Origin of the sequence: Campylobacter sp. IFREMER_LSEM_CL2256, from assembly GCF_025771645.1 — a bacterium.
GTDB lineage: Bacteria > Campylobacterota > Campylobacteria > Campylobacterales > Campylobacteraceae > Campylobacter_D.
On sequence record NZ_JAKMQQ010000005.1, the window covers coordinates 18,944 to 35,374 of the forward strand.

16 protein-coding genes are annotated in these 16,431 nt (G+C 28.6%); 7 read left to right on the forward strand and 9 right to left on the reverse strand.

Annotation, left to right across the window (positions count from 1 at the left end; genetic code table 11):
• Positions 1 to 18 precede the first annotated feature (18 nt).
• The gene (locus L8U00_RS03325; RefSeq protein WP_263708493.1) at positions 19 to 1,383 is read left to right on the forward strand and encodes a nicotinate phosphoribosyltransferase; all 1,365 of its coding nucleotides are present in this window, start codon (positions 19 to 21) and stop codon (positions 1,381 to 1,383) included.
• Here the strand turns inward: L8U00_RS03325 and ispG are convergent.
• From ispG to L8U00_RS03355, 6 genes are all read right to left on the reverse strand, one after another.
• Positions 1,380 to 2,444, reverse strand: a complete 1,065-nt coding sequence (ispG, locus tag L8U00_RS03330) for a flavodoxin-dependent (E)-4-hydroxy-3-methylbut-2-enyl-diphosphate synthase (RefSeq protein WP_412175039.1) — start codon at positions 2,442 to 2,444, stop codon at positions 1,380 to 1,382. The two genes, L8U00_RS03325 and ispG, sit on opposite strands and share 4 nt — an antisense overlap.
• A gap of 56 nt (positions 2,445 to 2,500) precedes the next feature.
• Positions 2,501 to 3,994, reverse strand: coding sequence for a C69 family dipeptidase (locus L8U00_RS03335; RefSeq protein WP_263708494.1), 1,494 nt, complete (start codon positions 3,992 to 3,994; stop codon positions 2,501 to 2,503).
• Positions 3,995 to 4,114: 120 nt separating this feature from the next.
• Positions 4,115 to 5,959 carry a primosomal protein N' gene (locus L8U00_RS03340; protein WP_263708495.1) on the reverse strand — a complete coding sequence of 615 codons (1,845 nt, stop codon included), beginning with the start codon at positions 5,957 to 5,959 and terminating at the stop codon, positions 4,115 to 4,117.
• On the reverse strand, positions 5,956 to 6,426 hold the full coding sequence (locus L8U00_RS03345; RefSeq protein ID WP_263708497.1) for a type II secretion system protein: 471 nt from the start codon (positions 6,424 to 6,426) through the stop codon (positions 5,956 to 5,958). The genes L8U00_RS03340 and L8U00_RS03345 overlap by 4 nt, the downstream gene beginning before the upstream one ends.
• Positions 6,427 to 6,666, reverse strand: coding sequence for a hypothetical protein (locus L8U00_RS03350; RefSeq protein WP_012661889.1), 240 nt, complete (start codon positions 6,664 to 6,666; stop codon positions 6,427 to 6,429). It lies immediately after the preceding gene.
• Positions 6,653 to 6,886 carry a hypothetical protein gene (locus L8U00_RS03355; RefSeq protein WP_012661890.1) on the reverse strand — a complete coding sequence of 78 codons (234 nt, stop codon included), beginning with the start codon at positions 6,884 to 6,886 and terminating at the stop codon, positions 6,653 to 6,655. Before L8U00_RS03355 ends, L8U00_RS03350 begins: the two co-directional genes overlap by 14 nt.
• Before the next feature lie 154 nt (positions 6,887 to 7,040).
• Between L8U00_RS03355 and uvrB the strand changes: the two genes are divergently transcribed.
• From uvrB to L8U00_RS03385, 6 genes are all read left to right on the forward strand, one after another.
• Complete coding sequence (gene uvrB / locus L8U00_RS03360) at positions 7,041 to 9,014, forward strand: excinuclease ABC subunit UvrB (RefSeq protein WP_263708498.1); 1,974 nt, start codon at positions 7,041 to 7,043, stop codon at positions 9,012 to 9,014.
• Positions 9,015 to 9,088: 74 nt separating this feature from the next.
• Positions 9,089 to 9,973 carry an HlyD family secretion protein gene (locus L8U00_RS03365; protein ID WP_263708500.1) on the forward strand — a complete coding sequence of 295 codons (885 nt, stop codon included), beginning with the start codon at positions 9,089 to 9,091 and terminating at the stop codon, positions 9,971 to 9,973.
• Positions 9,945 to 10,856 carry an ABC transporter ATP-binding protein gene (locus L8U00_RS03370; protein ID WP_263708501.1) on the forward strand — a complete coding sequence of 304 codons (912 nt, stop codon included), beginning with the start codon at positions 9,945 to 9,947 and terminating at the stop codon, positions 10,854 to 10,856. Before L8U00_RS03365 ends, L8U00_RS03370 begins: the two co-directional genes overlap by 29 nt.
• Positions 10,849 to 11,583, forward strand: coding sequence for an ABC transporter ATP-binding protein (locus tag L8U00_RS03375; RefSeq protein ID WP_263708502.1), 735 nt, complete (start codon positions 10,849 to 10,851; stop codon positions 11,581 to 11,583). The genes L8U00_RS03370 and L8U00_RS03375 overlap by 8 nt, the downstream gene beginning before the upstream one ends.
• Position 11,584: 1 nt before the next feature.
• Positions 11,585 to 12,643 carry an ABC transporter permease gene (locus L8U00_RS03380; protein ID WP_263708503.1) on the forward strand — a complete coding sequence of 353 codons (1,059 nt, stop codon included), beginning with the start codon at positions 11,585 to 11,587 and terminating at the stop codon, positions 12,641 to 12,643.
• Positions 12,643 to 13,722: an ABC transporter permease gene (locus L8U00_RS03385; RefSeq protein ID WP_263708504.1), complete on the forward strand. Its 1,080-nt coding sequence runs from the start codon at positions 12,643 to 12,645 to the stop codon at positions 13,720 to 13,722. The genes L8U00_RS03380 and L8U00_RS03385 overlap by 1 nt, the downstream gene beginning before the upstream one ends.
• A gap of 18 nt (positions 13,723 to 13,740) precedes the next feature.
• Here the strand turns inward: L8U00_RS03385 and efp are convergent, their stop codons facing one another.
• Genes efp through L8U00_RS03400 form a run of 3 tightly spaced genes read right to left on the reverse strand, consistent with a single transcriptional unit; the run spans position 13,741 to position 16,427 of the window.
• The gene (efp, locus tag L8U00_RS03390) at positions 13,741 to 14,310 is read right to left on the reverse strand and encodes an elongation factor P (protein ID WP_039618934.1); all 570 of its coding nucleotides are present in this window, start codon (positions 14,308 to 14,310) and stop codon (positions 13,741 to 13,743) included.
• 60 nt (positions 14,311 to 14,370) lie between these two features.
• On the reverse strand, positions 14,371 to 15,951 hold the full coding sequence (gene serA / locus L8U00_RS03395; protein ID WP_263708505.1) for a phosphoglycerate dehydrogenase: 1,581 nt from the start codon (positions 15,949 to 15,951) through the stop codon (positions 14,371 to 14,373).
• Positions 15,948 to 16,427, reverse strand: a complete 480-nt coding sequence (locus L8U00_RS03400; RefSeq protein ID WP_220555329.1) for a hypothetical protein — start codon at positions 16,425 to 16,427, stop codon at positions 15,948 to 15,950. The genes serA and L8U00_RS03400 overlap by 4 nt, the downstream gene beginning before the upstream one ends.
• Positions 16,428 to 16,431 lie beyond the last annotated feature (4 nt).

A 16,431-nucleotide genomic window follows, 5' to 3' on the forward strand; every position in this document is an offset into this window, starting at 1 on the left:
TTTAGTAAAAATCCTTATATGAATTCTTCATTATTATGTGATTTTTACGAACTAAGTATGGCTTATGCTTATTTTAAACAAAATATGCATAAGCAAATTGTTTATTTTGAAGTTTTTTTTAGAAAAGCTCCTGATAATGCTTCTTATGCTGTTTTTTGTGGATTAGAACAAATCATAAATCATATTAATCATTTTTCTTTCTCTAAAGATGACATAGATTTTTTGAAAAATACTAAAAAATTTGATGATGAATTTTTAAACTACCTTTCAACTTTAAAATTTAGTGGAGATATACTAAGCGTTAAAGAAGGTGAATGTATTTTTGCTAATACACCTTTAATGATTATCAAAGCACCTATAATAGAGGCTTTATTGTTAGAAACTTTCATACTTTTAACCCTAAATCATCAATGTCTAATTGCCACTAAAGCTAGCAGAATTACTCAAATTGCAAAAGAAAAATTGCTTTTAGAATTTGGTTCTCGTAGAGCTCATGGAGAAAGTGCGGCTTTAAATGGTGCTAGAGCTGCTTTTATAGGTGGTTTTCATGCAAGTGCTTGTACTTTAGCTGGGAAAAAATTTAATATTCCTATTAGTGGAACCATGTCTCATGCTTGGGTACAAATGTTTGATGATGAGCTAAGTGCTTTTAGAGCATATTGTCAAATTTATAAAGATAATATAAGTCTTTTGATTGATACTTATGATTATAAAAAAGGTATTGAAAATGCTATTTTAGTGTTTAATGAGTTAAATGCACAAGATTCCATACAAAATTATTCTATCCGTATTGACTCAGGAAATTTGCTTAAAATCTCTAAATATATTAGAAAAAAACTAGATTTTACTGGATTAACAAAATGCAAAATCATAGCTAGTAATACTTTAGATGAGTTTATCATAGAAAAATTACTAAAAGACAAAGCCCCAATCGATGCTTTTGGCATTGGAGAAAAGCTTATTACTTCGGCAAGTTCGCCTATTTTTGGAGCTGTTTATAAGCTTGTTGCATTAGAAAAAAACAATCAAATCATCCCTAAAATAAAAATCAGCGCAAACTCAGACAAAACAACCTTGCCACATTTTAAAAAACTCATAAGGTATTATAAAAACAATAAAGCGAGTTTTGATATTTTATATACACATGATGAAAGTATCAAAAATTACCAAGGTTATATATATAAAAATCTACATGAGCTTATTTTTAAAGATGGAAAATTAATCTATGAGCTTCCTAACTTGAAAAATATTCAAGAGTATCATAAAAAAAGTGTTGATGGCTTGGATTTTAAACTAAAAAAACTTCAAAATCCAAGTATTTATAAAGTAAAAATTTCTAAAAAATTACAAAATGTGCAAAAAACTTACTTAGAAAAAAATTAATCTTTTTCTCTAAGTTTTACCTCATCTTCTACTTCAAGTAAAAATCTATCTACAAGCTCATCTTCTTTTAATTTCGCCACTACTTCACCATGTCTTATAACTAAACCTTGATTTTTTCCAAAAGCAATCGCCACATCAGCACCCTTAGCCTCACCCAAGGCATTTACAACACAACCCATAACACTTATATTTAATGGTTCTTTTATATGCTTAGTTTTTTCTTCTACTATTTTAATCGCTTTTATCAAATCACTTTGAATTCTTCCACAAGTTGGACATGAGATGATATTTACTCCACTTTTTTGCACTCCACTATCTTGCAAAATAGCCCTTGCTACTTTAATCTCTTCTTCAAGCTCCCCTGTCATAGAAACTCTCATTGTATCGCCTATACCTTTTAAAAGCAAATTTCCTAAGGCGATCGAGCTTTTAACCGTGCTATGAAATTTAGTCCCTGCCTCAGTAACTCCTAAATGAAATGGATAATCACAAAGTGGTCTTAGAGCTTCATAAGCTTTTATGGTATTTTGCACATCTGAAGTTTTCATAGAAATTTTAATATCAAAAAAGTCTAAATCTTCTAGTAATTTTATATTATATAAAGCACTCCCAAGCATAGCTTCTATATTATAACCATATTTATCGCTAAATTGCTTTTCTATAGAGCCATGATTTACCCCTATTCTAATAGGAATTTTTCTTTGTTTGCAAGCTTGCACCACTTCTTTGATATTTTCTTTTGAGCCTATATTTCCTGGATTAATTCTCACCCCATCGATAAATTCAGCACAAAAGACTGCTAGCTTGTGATTAAAATGTATATCCACTATTAAAGGCAAGGGGCTTTTTGCTTTGATTTCTTTTAAAGCTCTTGCATCTGCCATATCCAAACAGGCTAAACGCACTATATTTGCACCAGCAAAATAAAGTCTGTTAAGCTGCTCTAGACAACCTTCAATATCTCTTGTTTTAGTAAAAAGCATAGATTGCACTGAAATAGGAGCATCTCCGCCTATTAAAACATCACCTACTTTTATTTGTCTTGTTTTGTATCTTGTCATTAAAATCACTCTAAAAATATTTTTAGAGTATTATAGCCCAAAAATGGGCTATATCATTAATCTTTTTTATTTTTATTAAGAGATTTATATTTTATATCTGTATCTCTTGTTAAAAGGGTAAAAATTTGATTTGTCAAATCTTGAGTAAGTTTTTTAGCTTCCATTTGATTTTGCAATGAAAAATCAACTAAAATTTGCTTTGCCTTGTTCTTATCTTTTTTATAAAGACTTAGATATTCTTTTTCCATAGCTTCTTGTTTTAAAGATGTGTCTTTTTCAAATTTAGCATAAGCATTTTTTACGATAGGAGCATATTTATTATAATCACTCATTACAAGAGTTTGCAACTTGCGATAAATCCAATAAATTGATTTATCATCAGCTTCATTTGTTCCTTGTTGATATCCTGCAATAAACTCATCATTACCAAAATAATAAGGCAAATACACACTCAAATCAGCCATTCCTATTGCGACATAATTTAACCTACCTATTTCTTTAGGAAGCCACGGCCTAACTTGCATAATGTGAGATTCATAAGTTCTAAACACACTCACAACACGGTAAATGTTTTCATTTTCATTGAAATTTGCATATGGATCATATTTTGTTCCATCATAGTGCGATCTTAAAGCTTTTTTTAAATCATCCACACCAAGTTTTTGCTCAGGTTGCAAAAACACATTAAAATTAGCACCATTTTTTACATCTTGATTTAAAGATGGATTAAACATTTTTTGTATCCACCAAACTCTAGGATAATTATAAGTTAAATCTCTATCATCATTTCTTGTATAAACTTTAAAAAAATCAAAATCCTTATCCACTTTAGGATTATACGCTTTATGTATTATGGCAAAATTTATTAAATTTTTAGAATGCAAGGTATTTTCATCGTTGAATTTTAGTTGTTTTAGCCTACCTTGATTCGCACTAACAAAATACGAATTATTAGGAATTTTTACAGCCATCCACTGATGTGCTGTAGCACTTTCTAAATACCAAATTTCTTTAGAATCCACAAAAGCTACTCCAAAGCCCTCAGCAGCTCCTTGTTTTTCTATAATATCACCCAATAATAAAACACCTTCTTTTGCGCTTTTAATTCTTGGAAGCAAAACATCCAAAATATCATCTTCGCTAATGCCATTTTTCTCATTATAAGGATCAAATTTTAAAAGTTCATCTTTTGCATAAATTGATTCAGTAGCACTTATTCCAACACCCATTTCATTAAAACCAGTAGCACCGTGTAATTTACTTTGCCAATTAGCTATAGTGCTATATTGAAAAGATTTAGTAGGTAAAGGGTAAGTAAAATCATTCATTCCTTGATGTGCTTTAGTGCTATAAATGCCTTTTTGATTTTCAACTCTTGGGTGGATTAGAAAAACCTGTGCCTTATCTGCTTTACTATCAGCACTTCTTGCAACCAACATAGAGCCATCTTTACTTGCTTCATTTGGTACTAAAATAGTAGTGCAAGCTAAAGCATTATTAAACAAAGCACCAAAAAGCACACAGTTTGTAAGAAAACTAAACTTTTTCATTTTCTTTCCTTTAAATTTAAGAAATTAAAAAAGTATATTCTTATCAAAATAAATTTAAAATTAAAAATAAAATATTGTTTTTATTATAAAATAATAATTATTTATAAATAAATATATTTTTCAAGAAAAATCAACTGGATCTATATCGCAAGTAATATTTTTAAAATTTAAAGCAAAATGCTCAAATTTTATAAGCTCTAGGTGAGTATTAGCACGCAATAATACATAAAAACGCCATTTTTTATTTAGCATTTCAATACCACAAACACCATAGCCTACTAATTGCACTTGTTTTAATTCTTGAACTTTATTAGCTATAAATTCACATAAATTTAAAGCTTTATTTTTATCCTCATCTTCAATAATTAGCCTTAAAAGTCTTTTAAATGGAGGATAAAGTTCATTTCTAGCATTTAATTCATCTTTTAAAAAACTATCGTAATCTTGTATATATTTTTCAAAAAAAGATCTATTTTTAGTTTGTAAAAGCACCCTACCATCACCCTTTCGACCTGCACGACCTGCTACTTGCATAGCAAGAGCCAAAGTCTCTTCCAAAGCTTTAAAATTAGGTCTAAATAAATACTCATCAAGACCCAAAATCACACTCAAATCCACGTTGTGATAATCATGTCCTTTAGCAAGCATGGAAGTACCTACTAAAATATCAATTTTTTCTTGGTTAAAATCTTTTAAAATCATATCAAGCTTTTTTACACTGCTGATCTCATCACTATCAAATCTTTTTATGATAGGATTAAACTCAGCTAATTCTTTTTCTAAAAGCTCACAAAGTTCTGCTGTGCCCATTTTTTTAGCTTCAAGCATAACTCCATTGCAAGTTGGGCAGGTTTGATCGATTTCTTTAGTGAAATTACAATAATGGCATTTTAATGCATTTTTATTTTTGTGCAAACTCAAAGCAATAGAACAAAAAGGGCATTTAATAGTATTAGCGCATTCTTTGCATAAAATTTGTCTAAAATTTGCCCTTGTAGGCAAAAATACCACGGCTTGCTTTTTATTTCTTAAGCTAATTTTTAATTCTAAAAGCAATTTTGATGAAACACTAAGCTCACTCTCATCGTATAAAAACTGCTTTTTACTTTCAAAGAAAGTTCCTTTAAGTCTAAAACAAGGATGTTTATAAAAACTTACAACACTTGGAGTAGCAGAACCCAAAAGAACTTTTATATGCATTTTTTTTGCTATAAATAAAGCCAAATCTCTGGCATTGATTTTTGGATTATTAGAAGCTTTATAAGAATTATCATGCTCTTCATCAATAATAATCAAACCTAAATTCTTAAAAGGTAAAAACAAAGCCGATCTAGCTCCCACCACTAAAAGAGCTTTTGAATTTGCTAAATCTTGCAAACATTCTTGCTTTTTTTTCTTAGTAATTTTAGAATGCCACAAGAAAAAATGCTCGCCAAAATACACTTTTAATCTTTTTTGCATTTGTGGAGTTAGAGCGATTTCTGGCATTAAAAGCAAAACTTGCTTTCCTTGCTCTAAATATTCTTTTATCAAGCTAATATAAATTTCAGTTTTACCACTTCCTGTATCGCCAAATAGCAAACTAGTTTGTTTAGTTTTTATAAATTCCAAAGCCTCTTGCTGGTTTTTACTTAAACTAGGTGCTTTTTTTATATGAATTTTTTCATTTTCATACTCTTTAATGCTTTCAAACATGCCCAAAACAAAAGCTATTTTACTAGCATAATAATAAGCAATAAATTGAGCAAGTTCGTATTGGTATTGCGTTAGTTTAAAACCTGTTTTTTCTTTTATAGCTTGGGTTTTAAAATCAGGCTTTGGGCATTTTTGTAAAATTATAGCTTTAAGATTTTTTTTCCTTGCAAGATCAATTACCACCTCATCTAAAATTTCAATTTCTTCTTCACTTTCATAAGTTAAGGTATCTAAATAATATCCTTTAATAGCAAGTTGATAAAAATTCAAAACCCATAATCCTTACAATTTAAACTCACACATTCTAAAAAAACTTTTTCACTATTATAAGAAAAATCTATGTAATTTTTAGAATTTATAAAAAATCTATATTGAGTATTTGCTATTTTCATCCACGATTTTTTAGATGAAATGATTGGTTTATCTAAAACGCTGTAAGTGCATTGTTTTGTATTTTTATAATTTTGAGAATGAGAACATACAAATAATTTTTGATTTTCACTATTTATTAAAGCTTCATCTAAAATTGCTGGAAAATCCTTACTTTCTTTAAATAAAAACTGATTTCTAAGTAAAGACAAAGAAGCATTGATAAGCTCCACCTCACTTTTTACTTGAATGAGTTTAGCATCGTTTTTTCCAAAAGAAAAATACGGATAAGCAATTACGCTAAGAATAGCAATAATCATCATACAAAAAACAAGCTCTATCAATGTAAAAGCTTTTTTTGTTTGCATTTATTTTATTTCTTCATCGATAGTATTGATAAGTTTATTGAGTTCTTTTTTTAAGATATAGTTTTCGTAGCTAAGTTTTACAAAAGCATTAATGAAATTTGCAAGCTCTATCTTGCCTGTACCTCCAGAAATTAAAGCAATTTCATCTTCAAGATGATTTGCAAATTCATTACTGCATGTTACAACAAAGTCTTTTGCATAGACATTAATTGTAACTTTTCTTTGGTTATTGTTTGCCAAGAACTGCCTCTATTTTTTTGATCACATCTTCGCTTTCAATATTTTTATTTTTAAGCTCTTCTTCTAAACGTGCGATTTGATTATTTTTAGCTTCATTTTGTGCTTTTACACTTACTAATTCATTTCTTAAATTTTCATTGATTTCACATACTTCATTATATTTAGCCAAAAGCTCATTTACTTTATCTGTCATTGTGTTGATTATTCTTTCATCATACATATTTTCTTGCCTTTATTGATTTTATATTTAGAGTATTTTAAACACATAATTGTAACAAAAAAAAATTTAATTTTGCATAGCTTTTTGTTTTAAAATTTAAATTTTTACAAAAAATTTTGTGTAAAATTAGCAAAAATACAAGTTAGGAAAATTTATGTTTGAACTTACTAGTGATTTTAAGCCAAGTCCTGATCAAAAACAAGCCATTGATGGTATAGTAAAAAGCATTAAAGCGGGTAATAAATACCAAACCTTGCTAGGTGTTACAGGCAGTGGAAAAACTTTCACTATGGCAAATATCATTAAAAACTTAAACATGCCTACTCTTATCATGAGTCACAATAAAAGTTTATGCGCGCAACTTTATAGCGAATTTAAAGGTTTTTTTGCAAATAATCATGTAGAGTATTTTATAAGCTATTATGATTATTATCAACCCGAGGCTTATATACCAAGAACCGATGTTTTTATAGAAAAAGACAGCTCTACTAATGAAGACTTAGAAAGATTAAGACTAAGCGCAAGTGCTTCGCTTTTAAGTTATGATGATGTTATTTGCATAGCTAGTGTTTCAGCAAATTATGGTTTGGGAAATCCAAGTGAGTATGTGGGTATGGTTTTGATTTTAGAGCTTAATATGCAAATAAATCAAAAAGAACTTTTAAAAAAACTTGTAGATATGGGCTATAAACGCAATGATAATTTCTTTGATAGGGCTGATTTTAGAGTAAATGGAGATATAGTAGATATATATCCAGCTTATTATGAAGATGAAGCTATTAGGCTTGAGTTTTTAGGCGATGAGCTTGAGGCGATGTATCATTATAATGTCTTAGAAAATAAAAAAGGTAAAGATTTAAAAAAATTCATACTTTACCCAACCAGTCAATTTAGCGTAGGTGAGGCTAGGCTTAAAGAGGCCATAAAAGGCATAAAAGCTGAATTAAATGAACGCCTTGCTTATTTTGAAAATGAAAATAAACTCGTAGAAGCACAAAGGTTAAAACAAAGAGTAGAATTTGACCTTGAAATGCTTCAAAGCACAGGTATGTGCAAAGGAGTTGAAAATTATGCTTTGCATTTAACAGGACTTAAAAGCGGTGATACACCTTATACGCTTTTTGATTATTTTGCCATTAAAAATCAAGATTTTTTAGTCATTGTAGATGAATCTCATGTATCTTTACCACAATTTCGCGGAATGTTTGCAGGGGATAGAAGCAGAAAACAAACTTTGGTTGATTATGGTTTTCGCTTGCCAAGTGCCTTAGATAATAGACCTTTGATGTTTGATGAATTTATTAATAAAAATTGTAAATTTTTATTTGTTTCAGCTACACCTGCACCTTTAGAACTAGAATTAAGCAAAGAAAATATTTTTTATCAAATCATGCGTCCAACAGGGCTTTTAGATCCTAAAATAGAAATCAAAGATAGTGAAAATCAAGTAGAAATTTTATACGATGAAGCTAAAAAAGTTATAGAACGCAATGAAAGAGTTTTAATAACCGTTTTAACTAAAAAAATGGCTGAAGAGCTTAGTAAATACTACTTAGAACTTGGCTTAAAAGTAAAATACATGCACTCAGAAATTGATGCAATAGAGCGTAATGAAATCATCCGTGGTTTAAGAAGTGGTGCTTTTGATATTTTAATCGGGATTAATCTTTTAAGAGAAGGACTTGACTTACCTGAAGTTTCTCTTATAGCGATTATGGATGCAGATAAAGAAGGCTTTTTAAGAAGTACCACTGCACTCATTCAAACGATGGGGCGTGCTGCTAGAAATGTCAATGGAAAAGTTTTACTTTTTGCCAAAAAAGTCACAAAATCTATGCAAGAAGCTATCGATACTACTAACGAAAGAAGGGCTTTACAAGAAGCTTATAATAAAAAACACAACATCACACCAACCTCAGTAAAAAGAAATATAGAAGAAAGTTTAAAACATGAACTTGAGCAAGGAGAAATTTATCGTAAAGGCAAAGAACTTGAAAAAATGCCTGCAAAAGAACGCGCAAAAATAGTAAAAGAGTTAAGAAAACAAATGTTAGAAGCTGCTAAAAATCTTGAATTTGAAAAAGCAGCAATGCTTAGAGATGAGATTAATAAATTAAGAACTTTATAAACTCTTATTATTTAAGATTATTTTCATAATATTTTTAATAAACTAAAAATAAATAATAAATTTAAAGTGAAACTATGCTCAAATTTCTTTTGCTTGCCATGTCAATATTTTCTTTCTATGCATGCTCTAATCCAAATGACAAATTTGATGCAATGGGGATTTTTGAAAGTGATGAGATAATTGTCTCTAGTGAAATACAGGGAAAAATTTTAGAATTTAATATCCAAGAAGGACAAAAACTACAAAAAAACCAGATAATAGGAAAAGTAGATAGTGTTTCTTTGGAGTTAAAAAAGAAAGAACTTTATCATATTATTGAAGCGTTAAAACTACAAAAACTAGATATAAAAAACCAACTCTCACCTTTATTTCAGCAACTCAAAGACACCTTAGTAGATAAAAAACGCTATTATACACTTTTGAAAAATGAGGCAATTTCTCAAAAAGAATATGATGATATTAATGCAAAATATTCATTATTAGAAAAAGAGATCGATGCTAAAAAAGAAAATCTAACTCTTAAAAACGCTTCTATAGACGAACAAATTCAAACTGCATTGATTCAAATTGCTATCTTAGAAGATAGTATTGCCAAAAGCTTTATAAGATCTCCTATTTATGGCACTGTTTTAGAAAAGTATGCTTTCGCTGGAGAATTAAGTAAAAATCAAGCGTTATTTAAAATAGCAGATTTATCAAACTTATATCTTAAAGCTTATATCATCAATCAAGATTACAACAAAATAAAGCTTAAAGATAAGGTTAAAATAATTTCTGACACGGACAAAAGCTATCAAGGTGTTGTATCTTATATTTCACAAAAAGCTGAATTTACACCAAAGACTATCATGAGTAAAGATGAGAGAGAAAATCTTGTTTATATGATAAAAATAAATGTCAAAAATGATGGTTATTTAAAAATTGGAACCTATGCCGAAGTACATTTTTACCATGATTGAAGTTAAAAATCTTTACAAAAGTTATAATAATAAGAAAGTTCTAAGTGATATTAATTTTAATCTAAATGATGGTGAAATTTTAGGCATTATTGGAGCAGATGGATCTGGCAAAAGTACTTTGTTAAAAATTTTAAGCACTCTTGTATTGCCCGATACAACAAAAACTAAAATTTATGGATACGATCTAGTAAAAGACTATCAACAAATTCGAAAAATAATAGCCTATATGAGTCCTTGTTTTAGCCTCTGTGGCGATCTTAGTATAGAAGAAAATATAGATTTTTTTGCCAAAATTCACTCTTGCAATTGGAAAGAAAATTTACAAGAAATATTACCTATATATCAGCAACTGCAACAAGTAAAAAATAGAAAAGCAAGCGCTCTTTCTGGAGGAATGAAACAAAAGTTAGCTCTATGTTGCGCTCTCATTCATAAACCAAAACTTTTAATACTAGATGAACCTACAACTGGAGTGGATCCTTGTTCAAGAAAAGATTTTTGGGATATATTGTTGTCTTTAAACAAAAGTATTGTCATAACAAGTTCTTATATGGATGAAATTGCAAGATCAGATAAAATCGCTTTTATACAAAATGGTAAATTTATAAGATTAGACAAACCAAAAACACTATGTGAAAATATTCAATCAGAAATTTATGCTCTAGAAGGAATAAAAATCAAAAATATTATGACAATTTTAAAAAATGATGATAATGTAAAAAAATTTTATGCTTTTAAAGAAAATATTCATATTGTTTTTAAAGAACATACTAATATTTCTAAATGGTTATCTATAATAGAAAAAAAATGCAATCAAAAACTTTCCTTATATAAAATCAATGCAAATCTTGAAGATTGTTTTATGGAATTAAACTATGGATAGTGTTATAAAAACTTCTAATCTTTGTAAATATTTTGGAACCTTTAAAGCAGTAGATGATCTAAATTTTGAAGTTCACAAAGGAGAAATATTTGCCTTTTTAGGAGCCAATGGAGCAGGAAAAACCACTGCTATAAAAATGCTTTGTGGCTTGAGTTTACCAACAAGTGGAAATGCTTTTATTGGTGGATATGATGTATATAAAGATAGTGAAAAAATCAAACAAAATATAGGTTATATGAGTCAAAAATTTTCGCTTTATGAAGATCTAAGTGTTTTTGAAAATATAGAATTATTTGGCACAATATATGGTTTAAACACTAAAACAATAAGAGAAAACGGGGACTCATTGTTAAATTTTTTAAATATATATGCCTACAAAAACAAGCTTGTAAAAGATCTATCTTTAGGTTTTAAACAAAAGCTAGCCTTTTGCGTAGCAACTTTACACAAGCCAAAGATTATTTTTTTAGATGAACCCACAAGTGGTGTAGATCCAAAAACAAGAAGGGATTTTTGGGAGCTTATTTACAAAGCAAGCAATGAAAATATTTCTATTTTTATCACAACGCACTATATGGATGAAGCAGAATATTGCGATAGAATAAGCATTATGATAGATGGCAAAATTAAAATTTTAGATACTCCCAAAAATCTAAAAAGAACATATAATGCTAAAGATATACAAGAAATATTTTTTCAATTAGCAAAAGAAGCAAAAAGATCTTAATATGAATATTTTTCTAGCTATTGTTAAAAAAGAGAGTTTGCATATTATAAGAGATAAAAGGACTATGTTGATAGTATTTTTCATGCCTATAGTGCAAATTTTACTCTTTGGTTTTGCACTTACCATGGAAGTAAACCATATAAAATTTAGCATTTTAAATTTATCAAAAGATAATACTAGTAAACAAATATCTCAAACACTAATAAATAATCCTTATTTTGAATTTATACAAACTTACCATAACATTAAACAAAAGCAAGATGATTTTAAAAACTCTAAAATAGATATGACTCTTATATTTGATCATAATTTTGCAAAAAATCAAATAATTCAAATTTTAATCGATGCAAGCGATCCTAATAGGGCTAGCATTATCAATGCTTATATTGAAAATATTTTATTAGAACAACTTGATGTACAAAATTTCAATATACGTTTTTTATATAATCCTAGTTCTAAAAGTCAATATGTATTTATACCTGGACTAATGGGTATGATTTTAATGTTAATTTGCGCGATGATGACTAGCATATCCATAGTGCGCGAAAAAGAAAATCAAACCATGCAAATGCTACTTAGTGCCCCAATAAGACCTTTTATAATTATATTTGCAAAAATGTTACCGTATTTTTTTATTTCTAATATTAGCTTATTTATTATTTTGTTGTTATCGGTTTTTGTTTTAAATATACATATTCAAGGAAATCTTTTTATCTTGCTTTGTTTTTGTATGTTATACATTTTTCTAGCTTTAAGCATAGGGCTTTTTGTATCATGTATAACAAAAACACAAGCAAGCGCTATGTTAATATGTGGAATGGTATTTTTAATCCCTATAATTTTACTTTCAGGTATGATATTTCCCACTGAAAGCATGCCAAAAATTCTAGAATTTTTCACCCATTTGATCCCTGCAAAATGGTTTATCATAGGCATTAAAAAAATTATGTTTATGGATGTTAGTTTAAGCTTTTTATTAAAAGAACTTATTATTTTATTGTCGATGAGTTTTATTTTCCTATTTGCAAGCATTAAAAAATTTAAAGATAGGATTGAATAATGCTGTTAAAAGCTTTATTAAAAAAGGAATTTTTACAATTTAAACGTAATAAATTTTTACCACGATTGGTTTTGATTTATCCTTTAGTTCTAATACTTATTATGCCATGGGCAACAAATCTTGAAGTTAAAAATATCAATATAGCAGTAATTGACTGGGATAAAAGTCAGAGTACTAAAAATATAATAAATACTATTGCTAATAACAAATATTTTGACAAAATATACACATTTTCCACGTACCAAGATGCTAAAAAATGTATAGAAAATAACATTTGTGATGCAATATTAGAATTTAACTCAAATTTTGAGCGCGATTTTTTCAAAGAAAACAAATTAAATTTATCTCTTTATATTAATGCTATAAATGGAGTAAAAGCCAATATAAGCTTAATCTATATAAATAAAATCATCACTTCAAGCTTAAATTTAAAACAAGACAAAATTAATATCTTAAGCAATTTCAAATTTAATCCAAATCTTAATTACCAACATTATATGATTCCTGCTTTAAGCACTATAGTACTCACTTTACTTTGTGGTTTTTTACCCGCAATTAACATTGTAAGTGAAAAAGAAAAGGGAAATATTGAACAAATAAATGTTAGTCCTATTTCTAAATTTAATTTTATACTAGCCAAGCTCATTATGTACTGGATAATTGGTATAGTTGCCTTTAGCATATGTCTTTTGGTTTCATTTTTTGTTTATGATTTGTATCCTAAGAGTAATGTGTTGTTACTATGTGCTGTGGTGTTTATTTATATTTTGGCTATTTCTGGATTTGGGATTATCATTTCTAACTATTCTAATACCATAGCACAAGCTATGTTTGTAATTTTTTTCTTCATGATGATTTTTATATTAATGAGTGGCCTTTTTACTTCTATACTTTCTATGCCAAAGTGGGCTTATGCTTTAAGCCATCTAAATCCATTAAAATACTTTATAGAATCTTTAAGAATGATTTTTCTAAAAGAAGTTAATATAACAAATTTATATTCTAATTTTATAATACTTGGTATGTTTGCGATTATATTCAACTGTTTTGCTATAATAAGTTACAAAAAAAGAAGCTAAAAGCCTTAAAAAAGGCTTTTATTTATTTGCTCTTTCTATATATTCTCCACGCACAGTATCAACGCGAATTACTTCCCCTTCTAATACATGGAAAGGAATTTGCACTACTGCACCTGTTTCTAAAGTAGCTGGCTTTTTGTTTGAACCTTGAGTATCACCTTTAAAATTTGGTGCTGTTTCGATAATTTTAAGCTCCATTACTTGAGGCACTTCCACACCTATTGCTTTTCCATTGTGGAATAAAACATCCACCATAGTTCCATCAAGCATCCATTTTTTAGCTTCACCCACATCTTCATCGCTAATTGCAACTTGCTCATAAGTTTGAGTATCCATAAATTGACAATTTTCACCATCATCGTATAGATATTGCATTTGTTTTTCTTCTAAATTTGGAGATTCACATTTATCTCCTGCATGGAAAGTTTTTTCTAAAACCTTACCATCGATAAAAGATTTAATTTTAATACGAACAAAAGCAGGACCTTTTCCTGGTTTTACATGTTGATATTCTACGATTTTAAAAGGAATACCATCAATTTCTATTTTTAAACCTTTTTTTAAATCTCCCATTCCATAAGAAGCCATATATTTTCCTTAATTTTAAAATTAAAAAATAATTGTAACAATTAAGGCTTATAAAAAGCCTTAAATTTCTGCATATTCTGCAAAAATACAAGCATCAACTGCCCTTAATTCCTCAAGCAAAGCTTTTGAAATTTTTGCATCAAGCAAAATCACAGCTAAAGCTTTTCCAAAGCCATTTCTACCAAGTCTAAAATCAGCTATATTGACATTATTTTTAGCTAAAATTCCGCTAACATTAGCAATAACTCCTGGTATATCATTATTATTTAAAATTATCATTTTCCCTTTTGGTTTAAAATCTACATCAAAGCCATTTAACTCTACTATCCTTTGTTCATTTTCACCAAAAATAGTCCCTGAGATAGAAAGGTTAGAATTATCTGTAATTACCTTTATCGTGATTTTGTTACTATAACCACTACTTGGTAAAATACAAGAAGAAAGTTCCACGCCCTTATCTTTAGCTACAAAATGTGCGTTAATATAATTAATATTTTCACCTAAAATTCCTCTTAAAACACTCACTGTTGCAAAAGTTAGCAAAGACTCATTATACTCACTAATTTGTCCTTCACTTTCAAGTTTAATAGCCTTAATAGGAGTTTTATCAAGCTGAGCAGCCAAAAAGCCCATTTTAGAAATAAGCTCAATATAAGGTGCTACAAAACTTGGCAAATCTTCAGTTTTAATTGGTAAATTTAAAGCATTAGGATAAGAAATTCCTCTTGCGGCATTTAAAGCTTGCTCACATGCTTGGATAGCTATATTTTCTTGACTTTCTAAGGTATTTGCACCAAGATGAGAAGTAACAGAAACATTTTCAAAGTCTAAAAATGGATGATTAGTTGCAGGTTCTTTATTAAACACATCGATACCAAGCCAAGCTATTTTACCACTTTTTAATCCTTCACGCAAAGCATCTTCATTATAAAGACCACCTCTAGCACAATTTATCAATCTTACGCCATCTTTCATTTTAGAAATTTCTTCAAAAGAAATCATATCTGTTGTTTCTTTTGTTTTTGGTGTATGTATAGTAATAAAATCACTTTGAGTTAAAATTGTATCTAAAGAATTCACGCACTCAATACCCAAATCAGTCATTTTAGAAGCTACCACATAAGGATCATAAGCTATAACTTTCATACCAAAAGCTTTTGCGCGTACAGCTACTCTTGAACCTATATTACCAAAACCTATAACCCCTAAAGTTTTGTTCATAAGTTCAACACCATACCACTTTTCTCTTTCCCATCTTCTTTGTGTTTTTAAAAAATTATGAGCATTTACAAAAGATCTTGCAGAGCATAATAGATGATTCATAGTAAGTTCAACTGCTGCTATGGTATTAGCCGTTGGCACATTCATAACTATAATGCCTTTTTTAGAACATTCATCTATATCAACATTATCAACTCCAACACCTGCTCTAACTAAAGCTTTTAAATTAGAACATGCATTGATAAATTTCAAATCCACATCTGTTGAACTTCTAGTAATAGCTACATCCACATCACTTAATTTTGTTAAAAGCTCATCTTTAGGTAAATGCGCTGCTTCAATAAGTTCTACATCATCAGCTTTTCTTAAAAGCTCCACACCCTTGTCTAATATTGCATCACATACAATAATTTTTTTCATAACCAAACCTCCTTTAATTTTGCATTTATGTTGTAAATTTTTAATTTGTCGATCAGTGCGTTTAAAACTTTTTCATTATTTGTATCTAAATAAATTGCCACTTCATCTTTGCTTTGTGTTAAAGTGTATTTGATAAAAAAAGAATGCAATGTTTGCTTTAAACAAAACATAGAATAAACATCATTTTTATTTACATCGAGCATATAAAATTTTTGTTTTGGTTTTACTACAGAATCATCCATATTAAAACTCATATAAAATTCATTCGCTGCTGGAGAAAAATCATTAACTTTAAGATTTGAAAGTTTATCTTGCCAAGTTTGTGGTAATTCTTTTTTTATCTCATCAAAAGAATATTTAACATTTTGTGAGATAGGTAAATTTCCAACACTTACATATCTCACCATAAAAACAAAAGCAACAATCAAAACTAGGCTTAAAAAGCCTAAAATACCATAAAGGGTATATTTTTTCATTTGT